Genomic DNA, 25,635 nt, shown 5'->3' on the forward strand with positions numbered 1-25,635 from the left:
GCTAAAGGGCAAGGCATTGCAATGAATTGGTTAGAATACCTGCTACCACTCATTTTCCTGTTTCCCATGGCGGCCATGGGTGGCATTGTCTTGGCACTGCGTAGCCTCCACGATGCGCGCGTTCAGTCTCCCTTTAACGCTCCTTTACGTGAACCAGGTCAAGCCCTGCGTCATCGTCTCGACCAAGCGTTTTCTAGCCTGTTTTTAAACGGTGCGCTCGGCCCCATTATTAGCCTTGCCCCACTCGTGTACGGCATGGGGCGTATGTTGTTTGTGGAAAAGCAAGACTGGGTGGAGTGGGCACTATATGGCCTACTCAGCACGCTGTTAGTGCTTGCTTTTTCACTGCTACTTGTCCGCGATTATCAGCGTATCCGCCGACTTAAACTTGGTTTAGCTTGCGAGCTAGCCGTAGGTCAAGAACTGGAACGCATGGTGAGGCCAGAAGCCCACCCCTATTATGTGTTTCACGACGTTCCCACCGATAGCTTTACGATTGACCATGTGGTCGTCACACCACACGGTGTCTTTGTGGTGGAAACGCGTGCACGAGCATTAGCGATTGGAAGCGATGGGAAAGAGCTTAATAACGTAGCCGTTGAACGTGAGCGGCTGCGTTTTCCTCACTGGCAGGAGCGCCGCCCTCTTCATAAAACACGTCAGGGTGTCAGTTGGTTGACTCAATGGCTTGAGCGTCGCTGCGGCATCCCTGTACCTGTGCGAGGCGTATTGGTTTTACCGGGGTGGAAAGTTGATACTAGCGAAGCGGCTCCCGATATATTAGTCGTTAGCGGTGAACAACTCGCACGTCAGTTAACCGAGCTCACCCCCGGCCAGATGAGCGATGCTATTCACGATAAAGTGATCCATATACTCATTGAGCGTGCACGACTTATGGAACTTAAGCACCTCCGTCAGCCCTCCGTATAAAAGGCTAATTACCTCGCAAGCGCCCGCCCATTTCTTGCGCAAGATCGACAGCGTAGTGATCGGTCATTCCACCAATAAAATCCAGCATACGCCGATAACTATCGTAGAGCGTCCAGGACTGCAATGGCGTATTTTCACCGATCAACGCTAGTACGCGCTGGTGCTTAAATGAGCTATGTCCTGTGTGGTGCAATTCGTTGGCAGCACCAATAAATGCTTCTAATAAAATCCCCAGCGTTGTATAGGCACCAATTTCCAGTTTGGCTTTGCGCTCATTTTGGAAAATGCGCTCACGGGCTAACTGCTTTGCCGCTTGAACACCCCATCCCAGGTCAGGATGACACAACTCTAACAAGTCCTGGCCTAACGTGCCGCTGAGCAACGCTTGCTCATGCTGCACAAAGACAGCCCCCACATCATTAACCGCGCGTTCCATAGCGGCACCGCGCAGTAACGCAATTCGGCGTCGCTGAGACACTTTCCGCCTCTCCATCTCAGCGTACTCTGGAGGGAATTCACCCGCTATCTGACGCAGTATCTCAACTACCTCCTCATAGCGAAGAATGCCCATCTCCAAGCCATCTTCTAAATCGAGCAGGGCATAGCAGATATCGTCAGCCGCTTCGACAAGCCAAGCAAGTGGGTGACGGCACCAGCGCTGCTCTCCTTGGGGAAGTAGCCCAACAGCATCAGCTACTTCTTGCAACAGCGCCTGTTCAGACTGGTAGCAACCAAACTTACCAGCGCGCCCGCTGTATCGTACTGTCCAGGGGTATTTAAGCAAGGTGCCTAACGTAGCGGCAGATAACCGCATGCCACCATTAAACTGGTTATACTCAATTTGTGTAATAACACGAAAGCCTTGGGCATTACCTTCGTACGTTAGTAAGTCATCACGTTCTGCATCAGACAAGCCATCTAGCAAACCACTTTTTTGAGCACGCCGAAACCAATCGCGAATCGCATATTCACCGGCATGGCCAAAAGGGGGGTTGCCAATATCATGTCCTAAGCATGCCGTCTGGACAATCACCCCTAAATCAGCGGGTGTGATCCAACTAGGCAGGCGATCTTTTAGTAACTCGCCCACAATCATACCTAACGAGCGACCAACGCAGCCGACTTCCAGTGAATGGGTCAAACGTGTATGGATATGATCATTTTCAGTCAGCGGATGAACCTGCGTTTTCCGACCCAAGCGCCGGAAGGAGCCCGAAAAAACGATACGATCATGATCTTTATGAAAAGGGCTTCGCCCTATTTCATGAGTTGCTTCACGCACACTGCCAGGGCGTTTATCGTGAAGACGTTGAGGGGATAATAACTGGTCCCATTGCATCTGTGTCATAGCGTTCCTCCGTGAGAGCAACATTTTGACATAAATCTAAGCAAGATAACCGTCTTCAACCAGAAGACATGTGTGCAGCGGCCACCTTCGCTGCACACATGTTAAATAACAGTGATACGTTCCACTGATTAGATAATTTTTAACGCTCGGTAGAGTGGCAACCGCTCGTCTGTAAAGACGCTAGCCTGGCGTTCAAGCTCAGCTAGGTTTTCATTTTCGTCTGAAATCGGCTTACCATCTTTCAGTAAGCATTTGTTTTGAGACGCCAAAATACGCCACGCGAAAGCGGCTAACGCTTTAGCATCATTTTCTCCCTCTAAGGTGGCAAGAAGGAAAAACTGATGGAAGAGCGAGACGGCCATGCCACCTCCCGTTACGGGGCTTGCGAGATAACTCAACTCAGTCGTACTTCTTGACTGACTCATTAAAAAGCGATTGAGTCGATCAGTCTTGGGCGCTGCTTTGGAAATATCATCGTCGGATTGGGCAGGCAAAATAATGCCCTTGGCTGCAAGTATAGCGATCGCACTGTTCATTGCAGAGCGCTCCACCCCACTCTCTTTTGCAACTTTCCAAAGCTCTGATACAAAGACAGGTTGGTAGGATGAAAGCACATCAAGCAGCGGCGTATAAATTTTACTAGGCAAGTCAAAGTTACCCAGTCGCCCTGCAATTTTCAGCTGCACATCTTTATGTGGCACTCCCATAATCACACGGAGGCCATCTAACATTTCATCTTGATCAAGCCTACTCAGGCGTCGCGCCCCTTTCACCCAGTAGTCGGTGCGAAATTGGCGATTCTCACAAAAATCACGCACCGATTGGCGAAATAGAGGGTTGGGAATATTATTAATTAGGGTCTGTTGCTCATTAGTTAGCTGAATACTTTCAATGGCATCTGCGTATCGCGCACTGCAAGCCCAGTCCATCTTTGCAGGCTCTAACCAGCGGGCCATTTTAGCAAATGCCATCGGCTCCCAGTCGCGGTTAAAGTATTCATGGGCCACGTAATTTTTATTATCTTGTTTAATTTTCGCTAAGCGATTCTTAATCTGAGGATTAGCGTTGCAGTACTCTGGATTCACCGCAACCAACTCTTCAGCAAAAGCAATGGCATCATCGATACGTGAAATAGTGCCTGCACCTTGCGCGCTCATGCTATCAGCATACTCTGCTAGCAAGTCGCGCATTGGCACCATCGCTGCCCAACCCGGCTGAGTGTTATAGCTGATATATAACACACCTCCCACTTTCAATTTTCTCCGGATGAAATCAACGATTACTGCACGGTTTTCATCCGAAATCCAACTCCAAATCCCGTGAAGGCCGATATAGTCGAACTCAGGTAGATCATCACGCTGGCAAAATTCATCAAACGCATCGTCATATAGCTTTGCATTAGCACCGCTTATAGATGTTAACTCCTGAGCGAATGCCGCTTGATGGGGGTTAAAATCAGTCCCGTACCAGTTTATTTGTGAGGCAGCCGCATGAATGTTAGTGCTGATGCCCTGACCAAACCCCAGCTCACAGGCATTAATAACGTTTGGCGGCCGAATACCGGCATTAATAAACCCTAGCGCAATTCGCAAAGGATTAAGCTCAGCGTAATATCCATAAGTATAACTAATATCCGCTACGTATCCAGACGTCCAATCCGACATAACACCTGCTCCTAAGCGATGGCGTATTATTCAATTTTTAAGCGAAGTCACCTACCACCAGAGCCTGAGAAACAGATAGAAAATACGAGTATCGCCCTTCTATCTCTGACCTATACTCAGTGACATAAACCCTGAGACAAGCGCTGTTGTTAGAATCTTGATAGTGAAGTATTTGTTCCATTGGGTCTACTGAAGAGATAGCGGGAAGTTTGAAGGATTGTTACGCAATCACTATCTATATCATTGAATAAGTTCGTAAACGTTTTGCTACCTGTTAAGTGACTTTCTTCCACGCATAAAAAAATCCCCAAAGGCGCAAGCCCTGGGGGATTTTGCAAACAGTTCATAACCAATAGCTCAACAACAAAAAACCCCAGCTTCATTGGAAGCTGGGGTTTTTCTTAATAAGTGCCTGACGATGACCTACTCTCGCATGGGGAGACCCCACACTACCATCGGCGCTAAGCGGTTTCACTTCTGAGTTCGGCAAGGGATCAGGTGGTTCACGCGTGCTATGGTCGTCAGGCGTAACTTTTAATGCATATCATGCTGAACATGTCACTGATGTTTTGTGGCGTCTCTTTCGTCTCACGCCCTCCGTGTGTCACGTTGGGCTTGAGTCGCGTATCCGGTTTTCGTTATCACTGCGACCAGACCCCTTGGGTGTTATAGGGTCAAGCCTCACGGGCCATTAGTACACGTTAGCTTAACGCCTTGCAGCGCTTCCACACCGTGCCTATCAACCAGCTGGTCTCGCTGGGCCCTTCAGGAGGCTCTAGGCCTCAGGGATGTCTCATCTTGAAGGGGGCTTCCCGCTTAGATGCTTTCAGCGGTTATCCCGTCCGCACATAGCTACCCGGCAATGCCACTGGCGTGACAACCGGAACACCAGAGGTGCGTCCACTCCGGTCCTCTCGTACTAGGAGCAGCCCTTCTCAAACATCCAACGCCCACGGCAGATAGGGACCGAACTGTCTCACGACGTTCTAAACCCAGCTCGCGTACCACTTTAAATGGCGAACAGCCATACCCTTGGGACCGACTTCAGCCCCAGGATGTGATGAGCCGACATCGAGGTGCCAAACACCGCCGTCGATGTGAACTCTTGGGCGGTATCAGCCTGTTATCCCCGGAGTACCTTTTATCCGTTGAGCGATGGCCCTTCCATACAGAACCACCGGATCACTAGAACCTGCTTTCGCACCTGCTCGACGTGTCTGTCTCGCAGTCAAGCACCCTTATGCTCTTGCACTCACTGCACGATGTCCGACCGTGCTGAGGGTACCTTCGTGCTCCTCCGTTACTCTTTGGGAGGAGACCGCCCCAGTCAAACTACCCACCACACACTGTCCTCGATCCGGATAACGGACCTGAGTGAGAACGCCAATGATGCCAGGCTGGTATTTCAAGGTTGGCTCCCCTCGAACTAGCGTCCGAGATTCAAAGCCTCCCAGCTATCCTACACAGGCAACATCAGCGTCCAGTGTGAAGCTATAGTAAAGGTTCACGGGGTCTTTCCGTCTAGCCGCGGGTACACCGCATCTTCACGGCGATTTCAATTTCACTGAGTCTCGGGTGGAGACAGCGTGGCCATCATTACGCCATTCGTGCAGGTCGGAACTTACCCGACAAGGAATTTCGCTACCTTAGGACCGTTATAGTTACGGCCGCCGTTTACCGGGGCTTCAATCAAGAGCTTCGCCTTGCGGCTAACACCATCATTTAACCTTCCGGCACCGGGCAGGCGTCACACCCTATACGTCCGCTTGCGCGTTAGCAGAGTGCTGTGTTTTTACTAAACAGTTGCAGCCACCTGGTATCTTCGACCGGTTCGGGCTCTGAGAGCAAGTCTCATCACCCTACGCCGGCGTGCCTTCTCCCGAAGTTACGGCACCATTTTGCCTAGTTCCTTCACCCGAGTTCTCTCAAGCGCCTTGGGATTCTCACCCTGACCACCTGTGTCGGTTTGGGGTACGGTCGCACATGATCTGAAGCTTAGAGGCTTTTCCTGGAAGCGTGGCATCAATGACTTCCTGACCGTGGTCAGTTCGTTTCGTGTCTCGGCCTTAGAGCATCCCGGATTTACCTAAGATGCAAGCCTACTCACTTTCACCAGGACAACCAACGCCTGGCTCACCTAGCCTTCTCCGTCCCCCCATCGCAATCATGTCCGGTACAGGAATATTGACCTGTTTCCCATCGACTACGCCTTTCGGCCTCGCCTTAGGGGCCGACTCACTCTGCTCCGATTAGCGTCGAACAGAAACCCTTGGTCTTCCGGCGAGGGAGTTTTTCACTCCCTTTATCGTTACTCATGTCAGCATTCGCACTCGTGATACCTCCAGCGAACTTCTCAATTCACCTTCATCGGCTTACACGACGCTCCTCTACCGCTCACACCTAAGTGTGAACCCGTAGCTTCGGTACCTGGTTTAGCCCCGTTACATCTTCCGCGCAGGCCGACTCGACTAGTGAGCTATTACGCTTTCTTTAAAGGATGGCTGCTTCTAAGCCAACCTCCTAGCTGTCTGAGCCTTCCCACATCGTTTCCCACTTAACCAGGATTTCGGGACCTTAGCTGACGGTCTGGGTTGTTTCCCTTTTCACGACGGACGTTAGCACCCGCCGTGTGTCTCCCACGCTCGCACTCACCGGTATTCGGAGTTTGCCTCGGGTTGGTAAGTCGGGATGACCCCCTAGCCGAAACAGTGCTCTACCCCCGGCGGTGATACGTGAGGCGCTACCTAAATAGCTTTCGAGGAGAACCAGCTATCTCCGAGCTTGATTAGCCTTTCACTCCGATCCACAAGTCATCCAAATCTTTTTCAACAGATCCTGGTTCGGGCCTCCAGTTGATGTTACTCAACCTTCACCCTGCTCATGGATAGATCGCTCGGTTTCGGGTCTATATCCAGCGACTGTGTCGCCCAGTTAAGACTCGGTTTCCCTACGGCTCCCCTAAACGGTTAACCTCGCCACTGAATATAAGTCGCTGACCCATTATACAAAAGGTACGCAGTCACAGAACAAGTCTGCTCCTACTGCTTGTACGCACACGGTTTCAGGATCTATTTCACTCCCCTCTCCGGGGTTCTTTTCGCCTTTCCCTCACGGTACTGGTTCACTATCGGTCAGCCAGGAGTATTTAGCCTTGGAGGATGGTCCCCCCGTCTTCAGTCAAGGTTTCTCGTGCCCCGACCTACTCGATTTCACATGATCAGATTTTCGACTACGGGGCTATCACCCGCTACGGCTGAGCTTCCCAGCTCATTCGCCTAATCAGTCACATGCTTAAGGGCTGGTCCCCGTTCGCTCGCCGCTACTAGGGGAATCTCGGTTGATTTCTTTTCCTCAGGGTACTTAGATGTTTCAGTTCCCCTGGTTCGCCTCTTACGCCTATATATTCAGCGTAAGATACTCATCTTATGATGAGTGGGTTTCCCCATTCAGAAATGCCCGGGTCACAGGTTGTTTGCCACCTCGCCGAGCCTTATCGCAGGCTTCCACGTCTTTCATCGCCTCTGGCTGCCTAGGCATCCACCGTGTGCGCTTCATTGCTTGACCCTATAACCCGAAGGAGTCTGGTGTCTCGCAATGATAACGATTGCCGGATACGCTTGAGACGTATCACAAAACAATTACGTATAAACGTTTTAAAAACGTTTATGTCAGCATGATATACATTGTTAAAGAGCGACTGCTATGCGCAGTGATAAGCGGTTGCTTTTTTCACATTAAAAGGAAAAGAAAGGTCTTTAAAGAAGATCTTAAAAAAGCTCTTTTCTCTTTTTTCACTATGAAGAAAACGCTTATCACTGCGTATCAACAGCATTCTGATCAGGTAATTCATTGTGAGCGCTTACCGCGAGGATGATGCATCGTTTAAGGAGGTGATCCAGCCGCAGGTTCCCCTACGGCTACCTTGTTACGACTTCACCCCAGTCATGAACCACACCGTGGTGATCGCCCTCTTGCGTTAGGCTAACCACTTCTGGTGCAGTCCACTCCCATGGTGTGACGGGCGGTGTGTACAAGGCCCGGGAACGTATTCACCGTGACATTCTGATTCACGATTACTAGCGATTCCGACTTCACGGAGTCGAGTTGCAGACTCCGATCCGGACTGAGACCGGCTTTTCGGGATTAGCTGACTCTCGCGAGCTCGCAACCCTTTGTACCGGCCATTGTAGCACGTGTGTAGCCCTACTCGTAAGGGCCATGATGACTTGACGTCGTCCCCACCTTCCTCCGGTTTGTCACCGGCAGTCTCCTTAGAGTTCCCGGCATTACCCGCTGGCAAATAAGGACAAGGGTTGCGCTCGTTACGGGACTTAACCCAACATTTCACAACACGAGCTGACGACAGCCATGCAGCACCTGTCTCTGCGTTCCCGAAGGCACCAAGTGATCTCTCACAAGTTCGCAGGATGTCAAGAGTAGGTAAGGTTCTTCGCGTTGCATCGAATTAAACCACATGCTCCACCGCTTGTGCGGGCCCCCGTCAATTCATTTGAGTTTTAACCTTGCGGCCGTACTCCCCAGGCGGTCGACTTATCGCGTTAACTTCGCCACAAAGTGCGCTAGGCACCCAACGGCTGGTCGACATCGTTTACGGCGTGGACTACCAGGGTATCTAATCCTGTTTGCTACCCACGCTTTCGCACCTCAGTGTCAGTGTCAGTCCAGAAGGCCGCCTTCGCCACTGGTATTCCTCCCGATCTCTACGCATTTCACCGCTACACCGGGAATTCTACCTTCCTCTCCTGCACTCTAGCTTGACAGTTCCGGATGCCGTTCCCAGGTTGAGCCCGGGGCTTTCACAACCGGCTTATCAAGCCACCTACGCGCGCTTTACGCCCAGTAATTCCGATTAACGCTTGCACCCTCCGTATTACCGCGGCTGCTGGCACGGAGTTAGCCGGTGCTTCTTCTGCGAGTGATGTCTTTCCTAATGGGTATTAACCACTAGGCGTTCTTCCTCGCTGAAAGTGCTTTACAACCCGAAGGCCTTCTTCACACACGCGGCATGGCTGGATCAGGGTTGCCCCCATTGTCCAATATTCCCCACTGCTGCCTCCCGTAGGAGTTCGGGCCGTGTCTCAGTCCCGATGTGGCTGATCATCCTCTCAGACCAGCTACGGATCGTTGCCTTGGTGAGCCATTACCTCACCAACTAGCTAATCCGACATAGGCTCATCCAATAGCGGGAGCCGGAGCCCCCTTTCTCCCGTAGGACGTATGCGGTATTAGCCTGGGTTTCCCCAGGTTATCCCCCACTACCGGGCAGATTCCTATGCATTACTCACCCGTCCGCCGCTCGTCAGCGGGTAGCAAGCTACCCCTGTTACCGCTCGACTTGCATGTGTTAGGCCTGCCGCCAGCGTTCAATCTGAGCCATGATCAAACTCTTCAGTTTAAAATCATTGTGATGCTTACATGTCACTCGAAAGTCACATAAGTGCATCAAACTTGGCTCAAGGTTCAAACGAATTCATTTCAATTTACATTGTCATGACCGCTTGCCTTGATATTTGGTGATTTATCACCCTCATCGGCAAGCGCCCACATGAATTACCTGATCAAATTGTTAAAGAGCTGTTTTCGCTGGATAAAACTGGCTAACCGTTGAACTGGTTTGCCTCAGCGAGGAAGGCGTATTCTACGCATTTCCTGGTGTTTGTCAATCACTGTTTTGAGTGAGTGAAGCGAGTGAGCGAAGAAAGCGAGATAACGATGCTTTCTGGCGTGGCTCGTTTCAAAAAGGGTTGGAAGACATCGAAGCATGTTGCTGCTGAGTTCTTCTAACTCTCTGACAAACCGAAGGTTTTCACCTTCAATCACCGCTGGTAACGCTGTGCGTCCCCGGCAGCGGATGCGTACTTTACGGATTCGCTGCCGTCTTGGCAAGGGCTATTTATAGATAAATGCAAAAAAGTTTTAAGGCAAACCGATTTGTGTTTGAAAGCGCTTCGACGGCACTCCATTGACGGTTACACTTACTCAAGCTTTATAGCACCCAACGCCCACTTCATTTTGAGGTCCGTGATGAGCCAGCACCTATTAACTGTCGATTCATTACAGCGCGAAAGCGTTGACCACCTTCTACGCGTTGCGGCGCGTATGGAACCCATCGCCAGTCGCCGCCAAGTTACTCGGGTGCTGGAAGGTGCTGTGCTTGGTAATTTATTCTTTGAAGCAAGTACACGCACACGCGTGAGCTTCAATGCCGCGTTTTGCCGCTTAGGAGGAAGCGTGTGTGACACCACCGGCTTTACCTTCTCTTCTATGGCCAAGGGTGAGTCGCTGTACGATACCAGCCGAGTGATGAGTGGTTATTGCGATGCGATTGTCATGCGCCATCCGGATCAAGGATCAGTAGCCGAGTTCGCAGCCGCCACTAACGTGCCGGTAATTAACGGCGGGGATGGTCCTGGTGAACATCCAAGCCAAGCACTGCTTGATCTCTATACGATTGATAAAGAGTTTCAGCGATTAGGTAAATCGCTCCGCGGCGCGCATATTCTGCTGACCGGTGATTTGAAATATGGCCGCACCGTGCATTCACTGATCAAGTTACTGTCTCTCTATGATCCGCTGCGCATCACCCTAGTATCACCACCGGGGCTGGAAATGCCAACCACACTAGTTGACCTAGTAACGTCTCGCGGCCACCGCGTCGAACAACGCGACTCACTGGCCAGCGACTTCTCAGATCTAGACGTGGTTTACACCACACGTATCCAGAAAGAGCGCTTTACCGATGAAATGAACGAGAGCTTTCAGGGGCTTTCTGATGACTTTATGGTTAATCGTGACTTTCTGGATCAGCGCTGCAGCCAGAGCACAATTGTCATGCACCCACTGCCCCGTGATAGCCGCCCAGGCGCTAATGACCTAAACGTGAATCTTAACGGTGACCCACGTTTGGCGATTTTCCGCCAAACTGATAACGGGATACCGATGCGTATGGCCATTTTTGCCACGCTATTAAAGGTAGATGAACTGATTGAGAAAGACCTGAGACCAGTGCGCTGGTTTGTGCCATCTCAAACCGGCACTCTAGACCGTTAAGTCATTACATCGGGTTTAATGGGCGATCCGCCCACCAGGAAGTCCTTCTTGGTGGGCAAACCAACCTTCTAGGATAAGCACAGCAGCTATGCCATCGACACTTTCTTCTCGATAGTTACCACGATGGCCTGCAGCATGAGCGATCTGCTTCGCTTCGCGAGTAGAGCCACGCTCGTCAACCATTTCACAGGGCTTGCCATAGCGCCCGTGCAGGCGATTACCGAACTTGCGTGACCTCGCGCTCATCGCCGATTCAGTACCATCCATATTCAGCGGCAGGCCAACCACAAACAAGTCAGGCTGCCACTCCTCTACTAACCGTGTAACAACGTTCCAGTCAGGAATGCCGTCGCGAGCGGTTAGCGGCGTTAGCTCGCGTGCACTATTCAGCAACTCGTTACCTACCGCGACGCCAATACGCCGAGTACCAAAATCAAATGCGAGTATTAGCCGTTGCCCATTATCAGCCATGAAACTCAACCATCATGCATGCCCCGCGTTGCGGGTCATCAAGTTTAGATCAACGCCAAGTATGCCAGCGGCAGCGGTTAGACGCTCGGCAGGAGGAGTGTTAAACAGTACGCTGCCTTGGCCTTCGACGGTCAACCACGCATTCTCTTTTAGCTCGTCTTCTAATTGCCCAACGTCCCAGCCAGCGCAACCTAGGCACACCAGAAAATCCTCGGGGCCGGTATCGTCGGCAAGCGCCTGAAGAATATCCATCGAGGTGGTTAACGCAATACCGTCCTCTACCTGAACACTGGAGTCCCACTCTTGGCTATCACCGATATGCAAAATGAAGCCACGATCCTTATGCATAGGGCCGCCGTAATAGACGGGGGCGTTACGGTGTGGACTGTCATCGCCCCCCAGCGATAGCTGTTCAAAGAGGGCATCAAGGGTGATTTCAAGCGGCCGATTGGCGATGACACCCATGCAGCCATTGTGATCATGGTCGCAAAGGTAGATCAGGCTACCGGCGAAATTAGGGTCTTCCAAGTGAGGCATAGCCATCAAAAAATGATGCTTAAAGCTTTGCATGCGTCTCCTACGGCTCGCTGAACACTCAGCGAGCCTCGCGTTATTAGGCGAATAGAACGTTTAACGGCATCGGTTAGTTAAGGCGACGTTCAATGGCATCCAGCAGCATTCCGGCAATGTTCGTGCCGCGCTGATCATCAATTTCACGTACACAGGTGGGACTGGTGACGTTAATTTCAGTTATGTAGTCACCAATCACATCTAAGCCAACAAACATTAGCCCTTTTTCACGAATCATGGGCTGCACCTGTTGAATCAACCAGTGGTCACGCTCGGTCAGCTCACGGCTAACACCACGTCCACCAGCGGCGAGGTTACCCCGAGTTTCACCCGCCGAGGGAATCCGCGCCAGCCCATAGGGCACGGGTTCACCATCAACTAACAAGATGCGCGTGTCGCCATCTTTAATTTCGGCTAGGTAGCGTTGCGCCATAATTTGCCGCTGGCCGCGCAGGGTTAATTGCTCAATAACTGCACCAATGTTGCGGCCATCGGGGCCGATATGAAAAATGCCAGTGCCGCCCATGCCATCAAGGGGTTTGAAGATCACATCACCGTGCTCCGCGTGAAAAGCACGCAGGATGTCATCACGGCTGGCGACAATGGTGGGCGCACAGCACTGGGGGAACTGCTGGGCAAACAATTTTTCATTACATTGCAATAACGCAGCGGTTGGATTAACCACCAAAACGCCTTCCCGCTCAGCAAACCCCAGCAGATGAACCGCATTGGTAAAGTCGGCATCTACAGGCGGGTCTTTGCGCATTAGCACAATATCCAGTTCCACCAGTGGGCGTTGAGCTGCTTCACCCAGGTCGTACCAATGGTTAGGATCGCGATGCACCGTTAACGGGCGCATGCGCGCATACGCCTGCCCGGCGTTCAAGAAAAGATCTTCTTGCTCCATGTAGTGCAGCGTGTAGCCGCGCTCCTGCGCCGCCCACAGCATCGCCATGGTGGTATCTTTCTTGTAAGCGATGTCGCTGATGGGATCCATCACCACACCGAGATGCAACGTTGATTGGCTCATCGGGGTAACATCCATACATAAACAATAGGAAAGCAGTATGCCGTACTGCCTGCACAGCTCCAACCGCTGCTAGTGGCTACTCGCCTTGTCCATCCGTTAACGCACCAGGCACAAGTCGGATAGCGCCAGGCTCTAGCGTTATTAACTGCTGCTTATAAAGTCGCCCTATGGCTTGCTTGTAAGCACTCTTGCTAACACCTAGTCGCGTTTTAATATCATGCGCGGAGCTTTTATCACCCAACGCTAGATATCCCCCGCTCTCACGCAGCGCCTGCAACACTTTATCGCCCACCACATCCAAGCGAGCCACGCCTGGGGGCAGCAGACAGATATCGACCCGACCATCTTCACGGCGCTGCTTTACATAGCCTTTCAGTGACTGTCCGCGGCGCAGCGGTTGGGTAATATCATCTTGATAGATCAACCCCCAATAGCGGTGATTAACCACGACTTTCATTCCAAGGTCGGTGCGGTCGGCCACCACCACGGCCACTTCATCACCTTTTTCCAGCGCCCAGGCGTCGTCTGTCAAAAAACGATCCAGACGCATGGTAGCCACAGGCCGCCCCTGGTCATCGCTATACAGCATTACCAGCACCCGCTTACCGGGATCGGGGCGAAAGCGCTGCTCGCTATAAGGCAGCAGTACATCTTTGGGCTGCCCCCATTGCAGAAACGCCCCCGTGCTATTAACCGCCGTCACGGTTAAATAGGCTACGTCACCCAGTTGGGCAGCGGCATCGCTAGCGGAGCGGGGAGAAGAGTGTGACTCACGGACCATGGGTACCGTCCTTACAGAAAGTAGATCTTCATTATGGTGCCTTGCGAACGCAAGGCAAAGCGCAGCCGGTATCAGTCAATTTGGCAGCGCATAAATAGCGGCTACTACCGCTTAAAATGGCAGCAGAAAGTCAGTAAGCACTTACTTACAAAAGCCCCCTGAAAAACCACACTTTAAAAATCAGCCCCTACAAATAGGTTTTTAAGAATAGGTTCTTATGAATAAGTTCTTATGAATAAGCTCTTAAAGTGAGCTTTTAAAAGCGAGTACTGGAAAGCGGGCACAAAAAAGTGAGTGCTTACACATCACCGAAATGGTGCTGCAGCAGCGTTAGCGCAACAACTGGCGCCGTTTCAGTGCGTAATACTCTTGGCCCGAGTGTCAGCGGTGTAAAGCCAGCGACAGTGGCTGCGTTAATATCTGCATCACTTAAGCCGCCCTCTGGGCCGATTAAGAGCGCAACTGAGGAGGGGCATGGCTGTTGCGAAAATACATTGCCCGTCGCTAGGTGAAGCATCAAGCGCAGCGGCTCTTGCCGCTCGGCCAGCCACTCATCCAGCGCTTTTGGTAGATAGATGGGCGGCACCACCGCACGCCCACTCTGCTCACAAGCGCTAGCCGCAACCGCCTGCCAATGAGCCAGTTTTTTCTCTTCGCGATCGCCCTTGAGACGTACATCGCCCCGCTCGGTGTAGAGCGGGGTAATCGCTGCAACGCCCAGTTCTACGGCTTTTTGAATGGCATAATCCATTCGATCGCCTTTCGAGATGGCCTGGCCAAGATGTACCGCCAATGGCGATTCGCCACTACCCGGCCAGACAGCCTCGATGGTCACTGTCGTTTGCTTGCGACCAACATCGGCTAAGCGCACGCCAGCTTCCTGGCCGTTGCCATCAAACAGCACCAGCGGCGCACCCACGCCCATCCTTAGCACTCGCGTCACGTGTCGCGCAGGGCCGTCAGGCAGCGTTAACGTTGCGCCCACTGCAAACTCAGCGGGCACATAAAGCCGGGGCATTTTGCCATGTGAGGCAACCCAGTCAGCAGCATGCATACTTAGTGAGTGTTCTCGGCTGCTTGCTGAGCCTCTTGCGCTTCACGCTGCTTGCGCTGGGCGTACATGGCTTCAAAGTTCACCGGCGCCAGCATCAGCGGCGGGAAACCACCACGATTGACGAGGTTGTCAACGCATTCACGGGCATAAGGGAACAGCAGGTTGGGGCAGAACGCGCCCAGGGTTTGCTCCAGCTGCGCGCCTTCGATACCGGAAATACGGAACAGGCCTGCTTGCTCTACTTCGGCAAGGAACGACGTAGTGCCCGTTTCGCTATCATTAACCTGGGCAGTCACCTTCACAACCACTTCGTACTGGTCATCGGCTATTTTCTGACTAGTAGTGTTCAGGTCCAGATTCACCTTGGGCTTAAACGCCTGCTTGAATACGGAAGGAGAATTCGGCGCTTCAAACGAAATATCTTTTACATAGATACGCTGTAAAGAGAACTTCAATTGGGGCTTTTCGCCTTCTGTGGCGCCTGCCTGCGGGGTATTGTTATCTTCCGCCATTGGGATACTCCTAATTACTCATCTGATAAAAAGATGCGCGACAGCGCATACGGTTTAATTACTTTCTACTTAATTACTTTTTCACCACCGGGAGACCATCGGCCTGCCACTGCACCATGCCGCCTTTTAGCTTGTTAGCACGTTCAAAACCTGCTTTAGCAAGTTTTGCCTGGGCAGCACCAGAGCTCTGGCCATGCTTACATACCACGATGATCGGCTGGTTTTTCACTTTCTCCAGTTCACTCATGCGGCTGTCGAGACTGCTTTGGGGAATATTGCGTGCACCTGCAATATGCCCCGCTTTAAAGTCTTTACTTTCACGGATATCCAACACCACCGCGTCTTCACGGTTAATAAGCTGAGTAGCTTGGGTGGAGGACACAGCATTAGTGGCGGCGCTGCGCGCTTCGTACGCCACCCATGCTATTAATACCAGCAAAAACGCCCCGACAAGTAGGGGGTGGTTCATTACGAATTCGAACAGCTGATCGATCATCGCGAACACAATCTCTTGGTCTATGCAGAAAAAAGCGGCCTAGCCGCCTCCAGAAACGCAACAAGTATACACGTCACACGGCATTCCGCGCAGGCCATGACGCCCAACGGCTGCCTGCGTTATGATGCCCCAAGCGCGCGCCTGTCGCGACCCTGATTATAAGGTGTTGTCTGAAAACTGTTTGAGCAACCTTCACCAACGTTTCAAACAGCACCTCACGTCGCTTGGCTGACCAACATAACGAGGTTTTTCATGGCTACAACTGCACCGCGCCCCGTGGCGCTAATCATTTTAGATGGCTACGGCCACAACCCCGATAGCGCCCACAACGCAGTGGCCGCTGCCAATACGCCCAACATGGACAAACTATGGGCCAACCGCCCTCATGCCTTTGTACACACCGATGGTCGCCATGTGGGTCTCCCTGACGGGCAGATGGGTAATTCCGAAGTAGGCCATATGAACATAGGTGCCGGGCGCATTGTGTACCAGGACTTCACCCGCATCACCAAAGCAATTGAAGACGGCGACCTAGATACCAATGAGGTGCTGACCAAGCCCATCGACGAAGCCGTTGCCAATGGCCGGGCTGTCCACTTGCTTGGGCTGCTTTCTCCCGGCGGCGTGCACAGCCACGAAGATCACTTTATTGCCATGGCGGAGCTCGCCGCCCGACGCGGCGCACAGCGTATTTTTGTTCATGCGTTTTTAGACGGGCGCGATATGCCGCCGCAAAGTGCACTCCGCTCGATCGAGCGTGCTAATGCGCGTTTGTCGGAGCTGGTGGGTGCTGACAACGGCTTTGTTGCCTCAATCATTGGCCGTTTTTATGCAATGGATCGTGACAACCGCTGGGAGCGCGTTGAGCAAGCCTACCGCCTGCTGACCGACGGCCACGCTGACTTTATTGCTTCCAGCGCTGAAACCGCCCTGCGCGACGCTTACCAGCGCGGCGAAACCGACGAATTTGTCGCTTCTAGCAGTATTCCGCTAAATAATACCGCCATTACGCTACAAGACGGCGATGCGGCGATCTTCCTCAATTTTCGCTCCGACCGCGCCCGCGAATTAACTCGCGCACTCACTGAACCTGATTTTGACGGTTTTGAGCGTCGAGTACGCCCGACACTGGCCGGCGACGGCTTAGTTATGATGACCCAGTACGCCGCTAACATTCCGGCACCAGCGGCCTTCCCCCCTTCGGATCTCACCGACACCCTGGGTGAAGTGGTTGCTAAGCGAGGCCTGACTCAACTGCGCATTGCTGAAACAGAGAAGTATCCCCACGTCACGTTTTTCTTCTCCGGCGGTAATGAAGCCGAATACGAAGGCGAAGAGCGTATCTTGGTGCCCTCACCCCGTGACGTTAAAACCTACGACGAAAAACCTGAGATGAGCGCCGTTGAAATCACCGATAAGCTGGTAGAGGCCATCGACAGTGGTCGCTTTGACTTAATGGTGTGCAATTATGCCAACGGCGATATGGTTGGCCACACCGGTGACTTTAACGCCGCAGTAAAGGCTATTGAAACCGTCGACACCTGCGTCGGCCGGGTAGTGGAAGCCATTGAACGTAACGGGGGCGCTTGCCTGATTACAGCTGACCATGGCAATGCCGAGCAGATGGTGCATCCAGAGACCGGCGCACCGCAAACGGCCCACACCACCTTTATGGTGCCGTTGATTTACGTGGGCGAGCGGGATGGCAAGCTGGAAGATGGCCGGCTGTGCGATTTAGCACCGACGCTATTGTCCATGATGAACCAGTCACAGCCCGAAGCAATGACAGGCAAACCACTGATTCATTTTGATTGATGCTGATGCGATGGACGTTAGCTGTCGCGCTCATGCTGGCGTTAGGTTATGCGCCAGCAAGTTTAGCCCAGCCAAATGAAAATGCAGCACGCCAGCAGTTGGATGCGATTGGCCAGGAGATTGAAGCTGCTGCCCAGCGCCTCAGTGCCACCGAGCAAGCACGGGATAGCGCCGAGCGCGAGCTGCGCCATGTGGAAACGGAGCTTGCCGAGACTCATCAGCGCCTGGATCAACTTCAGGCCGAGCGGCGTCAGCTGGCCGACGAAACGACCCAACTTCGCCAGCACCGAGAGCGCTTGGAAGGTGAGCGTGAAGCACAATACGCTGCGCTGAGCCAACAGCTGGCAGCCCTTTATCGACTGGGGCCAACGCCCCAGTTAAAACTGCTCCTTAACCAAAGCGATCCAGCCGAGCTGGATCGAATGCAGGCGTATCTAAATCGCCTGACTCAGGCGCGCCAGCAACGCCTTACGGATATAAGCCGCCTCGACCACGCACTGGCAGATACCGAGCAAGCGCTCAGTGAGCGTCAAACGCGCCTTGATGCGTTAGCTGACGAGCTAGAGGAGCAAAGCGCTTTACTTGCTCAGCGAACCGAAGAGCGGCGTGGCGTCGTAGCAACCCTTGATGATCGCTATGGCAGCGAAGAAGACCGCTTAGCCGACCTCAACCAAAGCCGTGAACAAGCCGAACAGCAGCTGAGAGCGATACAAGCGGAGCTGGCCCGTTTAGCTGAGCCAACACCAACCACCCATATCACCCGCACTCAGGGCGATTTACCCTGGCCTGTTCAAGGATCCATTACGGCAACCTTCCAGCGCAGAGACGGCGTGCACTATAACGGTATTGTGATCCGAGCAGATTCGGGCAGTACCGTAGCAGCCGTTCATACGGGCCGCGTGGTATTCGCCGACTGGATGCGTGGCTTTGGTAATCTGCTGATTATTGATCACGGAGATCAAATTATGACGCTCTATGCCCACCTGCAACAATTTAGTGCGCGGCCCGGCCAACAGGTAAGCCGTGGCACTGAAATTGGACGTGTTGGCAACAGCGGCGGGCAGACCCACCCCGCGCTTTACTTCGAAGTACGGCGTAGCGGTGAGCCAATTAATCCACAACGTTGGATTGCGCGCCGCTGACGGGATAAGCTGGCTCATATGAATTAACCATCACGTCTTAACTTATGCAGCGCCTTCTGGCGCTGCCTTTCGCCTAGCGGAGCTCGCATGACGCTATCTGTTACCAAGGTATCGGCCCCTGCCAAGCGCTTTTTGGCTACCCTACTTCCGCTTGTGCTGCTGTCGGTTCCGCTCCCCTTAGTGGCCCAGCCGGCTAATAGCGTTGCTGATGACCTGCCGCTTGAAGAGATTCAAACCTTTGCTGAAGTGTTTGAGCGTATTAAACGTGGCTACGTCGAAGAGGTTGACGACCGCACGCTATTGCGCAATGCCATGCGCGGCATGCTCAGCGAACTAGATCCTCATTCAGCCTATTTAGACGAAGAAGAGTACCAAAGCCTGCGCGAATCCACCCAGGGTGAGTTTGGCGGTATTGGCATTGAAGTAGGAACTGAAAACGGGCAGCTAATGGTCATCACTCCCATCGATGACACACCGGCTTCACGAGCGGGACTGTTGTCTCGCGATGTAATTGTGGCCATCGATGGAACGCCAACCGACAGCCTCTCGCTTCAAGAGGCGGTAAACCAGATGCGCGGTGAACCAGGTAGCCAGCTGCGTATTTCCGTTTTGCGAGCGGGTGAAGAGTCACCGAGAGAGTTCACACTGACGCGCGAAGTAATTCGCAGCGAAAGCGTTAAACATGAGGTGTTGGAGACAGGCTATGGCTACTTGCGAATTAGCCAGTTTCAGTCGCGCACCCCAGAGCAGGCACGTAGATCGTTAGAACGCATGGCTCGAGAGCAGCCGCTTGAGGGTCTCATTCTCGACTTACGCAATAACCCAGGTGGGGTTTTGCAAGCCGCCGTCGGCGTTGCCGACCTATTTCTGGATGAAGGGCTAATTGTGTACACCGAAGGGCGGCTTTCCGACACCGAAATGTCGTTTTCAGCATCGCAGGAGACACCCGCCGGTGACGTGCCGCTGGTGGTGCTGATAAACAGCGGTAGCGCCTCAGCAGCTGAAATTGTCGCAGGGGCGCTTCAAGACCAACGTCGCGGGGTGATTATGGGCACCGAAAGCTTTGGCAAAGGCTCGGTGCAGCAGATCATGCCGCTTGGCAATGGTGAAGGACTTAAGCTGACAACTGCTCTTTACTACACCCCCAATGGGCGCTCAATCCAAGCGCAAGGTATCGAGCCTGATGTGGAAGTGGTGCGCGGCCGCCTAGAAGTGGCTGAGGGACAACGCCAAATCCGCGAAGCCGATCTTGATGGTCACCTAAGCGGCCAAGACGCCATGCCCCGGGAACGTGCAGAAATGTCTCAGCGCCTGCGCGAGGATTATCAGCTAAGTGAAGCGCTGAACCTACTCAAAGCGCTAAACGTGGTGGATCGCCGGCGCCGTTAACGACACGATTGCGGCAGGCGTCCTCGTTCTCCGATAGCCTGCCGCATCACCAGTCGTTTTAACGGCACCAACTGATTCATACCACTCATCCCCATATTACGCGCCAGCGTCAGTGCGGGCAGCTGGCTACCGAAAAGCACTTTAAATCCTTTCATCAGCCCTAGCATGGCGCTGTTGTCTAAGCGCCTACGCCGCTCATAGCGACTGAGCGTGGTCAGCGCCCCCCAGGGTGCTCCTCGCTGCCATGCATTAACCACTTCCTCAGCCAGCACTGCTGCATCCATAAATCCTAGGTTAACGCCCTGCCCCGCTAGCGGGTGAATGCTATGGGCAGCATCGCCCACCAGTGCAAAATTAGGCTGTACGTAGTGAGCGGCGTGGCGCTGGATAAGCGGAAAGCGATAGGCCGCATCGACGGCGCTCACCTGACCTAAACGGTAGTCAAAGGCATCACTTAGCGCCTGTCCCAACGCATCACTAGAGAGTTCAGTAAGTTGATGTGCATGCTCAGGCGTGGTCGACCAGACAATTGAGCAGTAGCGATCATCACCGTTTACCGTTAACGGCAAAAAGGCCAGCGGGCGCCCGGCGATAAAAGCCTGGCGAGCCGTGCCTCCATGGGATTTCTCACACCTTACGGTGGTAACGACGGCCTCTTGCTGCATAGACTCTTCGGCCACCGAGATTCCTGCCAGTTCACGCATGGTGGAACGTGCACCGTCGGCAGCAATTAATAACGGTGTGTTCAGTTGGCGGCCATCATCCAATACTAGCCAGCGCCCGTTATCTGAGGTTTGCAAAGCCTCCACGCCAACCCCAAAGAAAGTGCTAACCGTAGGCAACATTCGTATCTGCTCATTCAAAGCGGCCAATGTCACATCGTTTTCAACAATATGACCAAGTACGGGTGCACCTGCTTCATCGGCGGAAAAATGGATGCTACCGCTCCCCTCCGCATCCCACACCTGCATATAGCGATAAGGCGTTATGCGCGTAGCGGCCATCGCGGGCCACGCCTTCAAGTGCGAGAGCAAGCGTTGAGAAACCGGCGTTAGTGCACTCACCCTGGGGGCAGGCGAGTGGTCGCCAAAAGCATCTAAGCGAAGCGGCTCTGCTTTGGTTTCTACCAACGCCACTTGCATCCCAGCGCTAGCCAGCAGCCCTGTTAGCGCCGTGCCGACCATCCCGGCTCCTACGATCACCGCGTCAAAACGTTCAACCGGCACATCTATTGCCGCTGTTTGCGTTTTCATAACGTTCCTTTAGTTGCTTTGCTGGATCATAGTGACGTTGCTGAGTCAGCAGCTACTTTTTGCGTCAGCGCTCTAGGCCCATTGCTCGGCGTGCCAAGCTGCGGCGAAGCGGGCCCACTAAATTAAGCCCCACCAGCCCGGCTGCTCGGGCGTGCGGCAGTAGAGGCAGCGAATAGCCAAATAGACGTACTAATCCATCGCTAAACCGAATCACATTAGAGCGGTCATGAGCACGACGTCGCTCAAACGCCAGTAGCGTTTCCATATCGCTCAGGGCACGCTGATTTTGGGCACCCTGCGCCAACTCCTCGACCAGATCCATCACTGAGCGTAGCGCCAAGTTGAACCCCTGACCCGCCACCGGATGCAGCGCATGGGCAGCATTTCCCAGCACTGCCAACCCGGGTCGAACCGGCTCTTCAGCAGTAATCAGTGAAAGCGGGTAGCTGAAACGCTGCCCCACCCGAGTAAAACGCCCTACTCGATCACCAAAGACAGCTTGTAGCTGGCGCAAAAACGCCGAATCAGAAAGCGCTAACCGCGCCTGCTCAGTGCCGCTGGCATGCGTCCAGACCAGCTCCATGGCCTGGCCTGGTAATGGCAGTAACGCAATCGGCCCCTCTGCCGTAAAGCGCTCGTAAGCCACCCCTTGATGAGGTTGGCTAATGCCCACGTGGGCAATGACGGCGGTCTGCTCATAAGAGCGATGACGACTACTAATACCCAGTTGCTCTTTCAGCCCAGATCGGCCGCCATCAGCGAGAATAGTCAGCGCCGCCGTTAGCTCACTACCGTCGGAAAGTATAAGGCGGTGACCGTTAGCTTGTGGCGTCAGTTGCGCCACCGTTGCAGGGCAGTGCCACTCAATCGACAGTTGCTGAAGCTGGTGATGCAACACACGCCCCATCCAAGCATTAGGAATAACATGCCCCAATGCCGACACACCTAACTCCTTGGCACTAAGCCTCGCGGCACCTAAGCGACCTCGCTCGCTGATATGTATACGCTTGATCGGGGTTGCTTCACTACGCATCGCCTCCCAAACGCCCAGTTGGCGAAAGCGCTGAGCGGAGCCTTCAGCGATAGCGCTGGCCCTAGCATCAAAGCTCGGCTGCCACGCTGAATTATCAACGTTATCAGGCAGGGCCGCCGCTTCAATAATTGCCACGCGCCAGCCATAACGTTCAATTAATGGCGCTAACGCACAGCCTAAGCTGGCACCGACCAGCCCGCCCCCCACAATAACAATATCGTGGGTGAGCGTTGCTTCCTGCTGGTGTTGTCTTACCTGCTTAGTCCCATGCATTGACATCTCCTACGGATAAACCAAACCCAGCAAACGTAATTTCGTAATGTAAATTACATAATCAAATAACAGTAAAATTTTACTGCTTATTTATTAGCCATTAATTGCTCTATATCAGCAATTTTTTTTGGCACTGCTGACGTAAGCACCTCTTGCCCATCCCGGGTCACCACGACATCGTCTTCAATACGAATTCCAATACCGCGGTAAGCCGCAGGAATGTCGTCATCGCAGGGAATGTATAAACCAGGCTCAATTGTGACGACCATTCCTTCGGCTAGAAGTCGCGGTGTCTCTTCATCCAGCCGATAAGCGCCTACGTCATGCACGTCTAACCCCAGCCAATGTGATGTAGAGTGCAGGTAGAAGCGCCGATAACTCTCATCGTCAATGCGCGCCTGCACATCGCCCTCTAACAATCCGAGATCGATCAGCCCAGCGGTTAAATCACTCACGACCCCTTGGTGAATACCCGCCAGCGTGGCTCCCGGCTTGACGGCGTGCACAGCACGCTCTTGTGCATCTAGCACCACTTGATAAAGCGCCCGCTGAGCGTCGTTGAACCGACCGTTAACCGGGAACGTACGGGTAATATCCCCCGCGTAGAGGTCGAACTCGGCCCCTGCGTCAATCAGCACAAGTGTATCGGCCTGCAACGTATCGCTGTTCTCAATATAGTGCAGCACGCAAGCGTTAACGCCACCACCAACAATGGTGCTATACGCTGGCCCGCTAGCCCCCTGCCAAACGAATTCGTGCTCTAACTCTGCCTGCAACTGATACTCGCTTAACCCTGGACGGCAGGTACGCATCGCACGCGTATGCGCCCTGGCTGAAATAGCTGCCGCATGGCGCAGTAGGGCAGTTTCAGCAGGGCTTTTAATAAGGCGCATCTCATGAATAAGTGGCCGGCTATCCAACCACCCTTTCAATGCTGGCTTGCCCCGGCGCAGACCAGCCTGAGCGAAGGCCAACGCCTCTTCTGCAATACTTAACGCCTCGGGGTTATCTAACGGCAGATAGAGCATTGCGCGGCCTGCTAATAGACCTGGCAACTGCTCTTCCCGCTGGACATTTTCAATCGCTTGATCAATACCGTGTTGAGCCTCAATGCCCTGGGCACCAAGACGCCTACCCGTCCAGGCTTCCATGGTCGCATCGCGGTCTTGGCAAAACACCACGCTTTGGCCTGCCTCTCGGCCAGGCAACAACACCAGCAATGCGTCGGGCTCTTGAATGCCGGTTAGGTAGTAAAAATCACTCTGCTGACGGAACGTGTATTCGCTATCGTGAGAGCGCGTTACCAAGGAAGCACTTGGCACCACCAGCGCAGCATTGGCAGGTAGTTGGGCGATGAGCGTTTCTCGGCGCTGGCGGTATTCTTCAGGCGTAATAGCGGCGGGCCGAGGCAGTGACTCAAGCAACATAGATAACTCCTGTATTAATGAACGGGGGCGTCGGTCTGCTCCACCTGGGGCATCCCTGGGTGCTGCTCGGTGTAGAGCAGCATGGCCGCCATACGCGCATGTTCCGTCAGCGCAAATAAATCATTTTCGTTCTCAGGGCTATCATCGATGTCTGTTTCGATCTGTACCAGTCCTGCAAGATCATCGATGGCCTCTTGTAGCGTCTTAGACCAGCGTTCGCGTAGCGCCTCATCAGCCACGTCCTCGACGACTTCCATAAAACCCAACGTCCACTCTTTCAGGCCCTGGGCTTGCTCGGCGAGTGAAAAAAGCTCATCGGGCAGCAGCGGCGTGTAATTCAAATCGCTGGCGCTCAATGCTTCCAGCGTTTGACGCCGCCAGCCCAGTAAACGTTCAGCGCTAGCCGCGTCTCGCGGCTGTTCGACACCTAAGCTTAGGCATACCTCTTCTAGCCATGCTTCAGCTGTCACGTCGCGTAGCGCTAGTAGACCACTAAGGCGGCCATCTAAAAATGCGGGCGACTGCATACTTCCATGAAGTAGAAAAACATCGGCGACGTCAGAAAAATCCTGGCGCTCATTGATTAGGGACATAGGTATTGCTCGCTGTACAAAATAGGGAATGAAGTCGTCGTAACAACGTGTCTAAAAGGGTGTTTAACCGCGGAAGGAATCTCACGACGCGCGCGCCTGTGCGTTGACCCCACATAAGCCGCTCTCTTATAGTGAACGCCAACTATCCTTCCTATGCAGCGATGTTAACGCATTGGTCAATAAAATGACCGGTGCTGGAGTTTTTGATGAGTAACGCGAAGCGGCCAACCAAAGAAATCACCCTACTGGGTCGCAGCTACATGATTGCTTGCGACACCGGCGAAGAAGCCAAGCTGGAACGCGCTGCTCGCTATTTAGATCGCGCGATGAATGGCATTCATGCCCAAAGCAACGCCCTTGGCAGTGAGCGGGTTGCGGTGATGGCAGCCCTGAATATCACCCATGAGTTACTTGAGATTATGGATGAGCACCGCGCGAGCGAAGCAAACCTTAGCCGCCTAAACGACCGCCTTGAACGGGCACTGGCTGACACACGCCAACAAAAAGAACCATAAGAACCTGCTGTTGACTCTTTGGCATTATCACTGGCTCTGTTAGGATAGTGGTGTTCTCTGGGGTGTACGCCAGTCGTTATAGTCCCTCGAGCCTATGCGAAGTACCCAGGGGGCCAAATGCTAGCCAAACCCGTGTGCATGTCCGTGCGTCGGAAAGCCTGACGGTTTGGCTGCGGCCACCCACCTGAACCAGTAGGTTCAGGGCCAGAACGACAGCGGCATTCTGGGGAACACTTAGTCTTAGTTAGCTCGTCACGAGTAGCTCGTT

The 25,635-nt window shown here is 53.3% G+C and carries 19 protein-coding genes, 3 rRNA genes and 1 other RNA gene; 7 read left to right on the forward strand and 16 right to left on the reverse strand.

What is annotated here, in order from left to right; all coding sequences use genetic code 11:
- Positions 1-21 precede the first annotated feature (21 nt).
- Complete coding sequence (locus L1X57_RS05450) at positions 22-930, forward strand: nuclease-related domain-containing protein (RefSeq protein WP_009725020.1); 909 nt, start codon at positions 22-24, stop codon at positions 928-930.
- 4 nt (positions 931-934) lie between these two features.
- Here the strand turns inward: L1X57_RS05450 and L1X57_RS05455 are convergent, their stop codons facing one another.
- The 5 genes from L1X57_RS05455 to L1X57_RS05475 form a co-directional block, all read right to left on the reverse strand.
- Positions 935-2,278 carry a deoxyguanosinetriphosphate triphosphohydrolase gene (locus L1X57_RS05455; protein ID WP_009725021.1) on the reverse strand — a complete coding sequence of 448 codons (1,344 nt, stop codon included), beginning with the start codon at positions 2,276-2,278 and terminating at the stop codon, positions 935-937.
- 128 nt (positions 2,279-2,406) lie between these two features.
- Positions 2,407-3,942, reverse strand: a complete 1,536-nt coding sequence (locus tag L1X57_RS05460; RefSeq protein ID WP_009725022.1) for a class I SAM-dependent methyltransferase — start codon at positions 3,940-3,942, stop codon at positions 2,407-2,409.
- 410 nt (positions 3,943-4,352) lie between these two features.
- A 5S ribosomal RNA gene (gene rrf, locus L1X57_RS05465) occupies positions 4,353-4,468 on the reverse strand.
- A gap of 144 nt (positions 4,469-4,612) precedes the next feature.
- Positions 4,613-7,506: ribosomal RNA gene (locus tag L1X57_RS05470) — 23S ribosomal RNA — on the reverse strand.
- Between the two features lie 319 nt (positions 7,507-7,825).
- Positions 7,826-9,358, reverse strand: a 16S ribosomal RNA gene (locus L1X57_RS05475).
- Together the 16S, 23S and 5S rRNA genes form the textbook arrangement of a ribosomal RNA operon.
- Positions 9,359-9,987: 629 nt before the next feature.
- On the opposite strand from L1X57_RS05475, the gene pyrB reads away from it, so the two are divergent.
- Positions 9,988-11,013, forward strand: a complete 1,026-nt coding sequence (gene pyrB / locus L1X57_RS05480; RefSeq protein WP_009723386.1) for an aspartate carbamoyltransferase — start codon at positions 9,988-9,990, stop codon at positions 11,011-11,013.
- A gap of 15 nt (positions 11,014-11,028) precedes the next feature.
- Here the strand turns inward: pyrB and ruvX are convergent, their stop codons facing one another.
- From ruvX to L1X57_RS05515, 7 genes are all read right to left on the reverse strand, one after another.
- Positions 11,029-11,484 (reverse strand): Holliday junction resolvase RuvX, encoded by a 456-nt coding sequence (ruvX, locus tag L1X57_RS05485; protein WP_009723385.1) that lies wholly within the window; start codon positions 11,482-11,484, stop codon positions 11,029-11,031.
- Positions 11,485-11,496: 12 nt separating this feature from the next.
- Positions 11,497-12,054: a YqgE/AlgH family protein gene (locus tag L1X57_RS05490; RefSeq protein WP_009723384.1), complete on the reverse strand. Its 558-nt coding sequence runs from the start codon at positions 12,052-12,054 to the stop codon at positions 11,497-11,499.
- Positions 12,055-12,127: 73 nt separating this feature from the next.
- Positions 12,128-13,084 carry a glutathione synthase gene (gshB, locus tag L1X57_RS05495; RefSeq protein WP_009723383.1) on the reverse strand — a complete coding sequence of 319 codons (957 nt, stop codon included), beginning with the start codon at positions 13,082-13,084 and terminating at the stop codon, positions 12,128-12,130.
- 76 nt (positions 13,085-13,160) lie between these two features.
- A complete protein-coding gene (locus L1X57_RS05500) occupies positions 13,161-13,865 on the reverse strand; it encodes a CvfB family protein (RefSeq protein WP_009723382.1) in 705 nt (234 codons plus the stop codon).
- Positions 13,866-14,163: 298 nt separating this feature from the next.
- On the reverse strand, positions 14,164-14,919 hold the full coding sequence (locus tag L1X57_RS05505) for a 16S rRNA (uracil(1498)-N(3))-methyltransferase (protein ID WP_009723381.1): 756 nt from the start codon (positions 14,917-14,919) through the stop codon (positions 14,164-14,166).
- Positions 14,920-14,921: 2 nt separating this feature from the next.
- Positions 14,922-15,431: a protein-export chaperone SecB gene (secB, locus tag L1X57_RS05510; RefSeq protein WP_009723380.1), complete on the reverse strand. Its 510-nt coding sequence runs from the start codon at positions 15,429-15,431 to the stop codon at positions 14,922-14,924.
- Positions 15,432-15,504: 73 nt separating this feature from the next.
- Positions 15,505-15,927: a rhodanese-like domain-containing protein gene (locus tag L1X57_RS05515; protein WP_009723379.1), complete on the reverse strand. Its 423-nt coding sequence runs from the start codon at positions 15,925-15,927 to the stop codon at positions 15,505-15,507.
- 252 nt (positions 15,928-16,179) lie between these two features.
- Between L1X57_RS05515 and gpmI the strand changes: the two genes are divergently transcribed.
- The 3 genes from gpmI to L1X57_RS05530 all read left to right on the forward strand — a co-directional run bounded on the left by gpmI (position 16,180) and on the right by L1X57_RS05530 (position 20,273).
- Positions 16,180-17,742 carry a 2,3-bisphosphoglycerate-independent phosphoglycerate mutase gene (gene gpmI / locus L1X57_RS05520; protein ID WP_009723378.1) on the forward strand — a complete coding sequence of 521 codons (1,563 nt, stop codon included), beginning with the start codon at positions 16,180-16,182 and terminating at the stop codon, positions 17,740-17,742.
- 5 nt (positions 17,743-17,747) lie between these two features.
- Positions 17,748-18,884 carry a murein hydrolase activator EnvC family protein gene (locus tag L1X57_RS05525; RefSeq protein ID WP_039869076.1) on the forward strand — a complete coding sequence of 379 codons (1,137 nt, stop codon included), beginning with the start codon at positions 17,748-17,750 and terminating at the stop codon, positions 18,882-18,884.
- Positions 18,885-18,971: 87 nt separating this feature from the next.
- Positions 18,972-20,273 (forward strand): S41 family peptidase, encoded by a 1,302-nt coding sequence (locus L1X57_RS05530; RefSeq protein WP_009723376.1) that lies wholly within the window; start codon positions 18,972-18,974, stop codon positions 20,271-20,273.
- Here L1X57_RS05530 and L1X57_RS05535 read toward each other — a convergent pair.
- From L1X57_RS05535 to L1X57_RS05550, 4 genes are all read right to left on the reverse strand, one after another.
- Positions 20,270-21,526: a UbiH/UbiF/VisC/COQ6 family ubiquinone biosynthesis hydroxylase gene (locus L1X57_RS05535; RefSeq protein ID WP_009723375.1), complete on the reverse strand. Its 1,257-nt coding sequence runs from the start codon at positions 21,524-21,526 to the stop codon at positions 20,270-20,272. The genes L1X57_RS05530 and L1X57_RS05535 overlap by 4 nt on opposite strands.
- 64 nt (positions 21,527-21,590) lie before the next feature.
- Positions 21,591-22,832 (reverse strand): 2-octaprenyl-6-methoxyphenyl hydroxylase, encoded by a 1,242-nt coding sequence (gene ubiH, locus L1X57_RS05540; protein ID WP_009723374.1) that lies wholly within the window; start codon positions 22,830-22,832, stop codon positions 21,591-21,593.
- 86 nt (positions 22,833-22,918) lie between these two features.
- Entirely contained in the window at positions 22,919-24,259 is a 1,341-nt protein-coding gene (pepP, locus tag L1X57_RS05545) for a Xaa-Pro aminopeptidase (protein ID WP_009723373.1), read from the reverse strand.
- Positions 24,260-24,273: 14 nt separating this feature from the next.
- On the reverse strand, positions 24,274-24,852 hold the full coding sequence (locus L1X57_RS05550) for a UPF0149 family protein (RefSeq protein ID WP_009723372.1): 579 nt from the start codon (positions 24,850-24,852) through the stop codon (positions 24,274-24,276).
- Between the two features lie 206 nt (positions 24,853-25,058).
- Between L1X57_RS05550 and L1X57_RS05555 the strand changes: the two genes are divergently transcribed.
- Positions 25,059-25,367 carry a cell division protein ZapA gene (locus L1X57_RS05555; protein WP_009723371.1) on the forward strand — a complete coding sequence of 103 codons (309 nt, stop codon included), beginning with the start codon at positions 25,059-25,061 and terminating at the stop codon, positions 25,365-25,367.
- 51 nt (positions 25,368-25,418) lie between these two features.
- A non-coding RNA gene (gene ssrS / locus L1X57_RS05560) (6S RNA) lies at positions 25,419-25,601 on the forward strand.
- The last annotated feature ends 34 nt before the right edge of the window (positions 25,602-25,635 follow it).

The organism is Halomonas sp. TD01 (genome assembly GCF_923868895.1).
GTDB lineage: Bacteria > Pseudomonadota > Gammaproteobacteria > Pseudomonadales > Halomonadaceae > Vreelandella.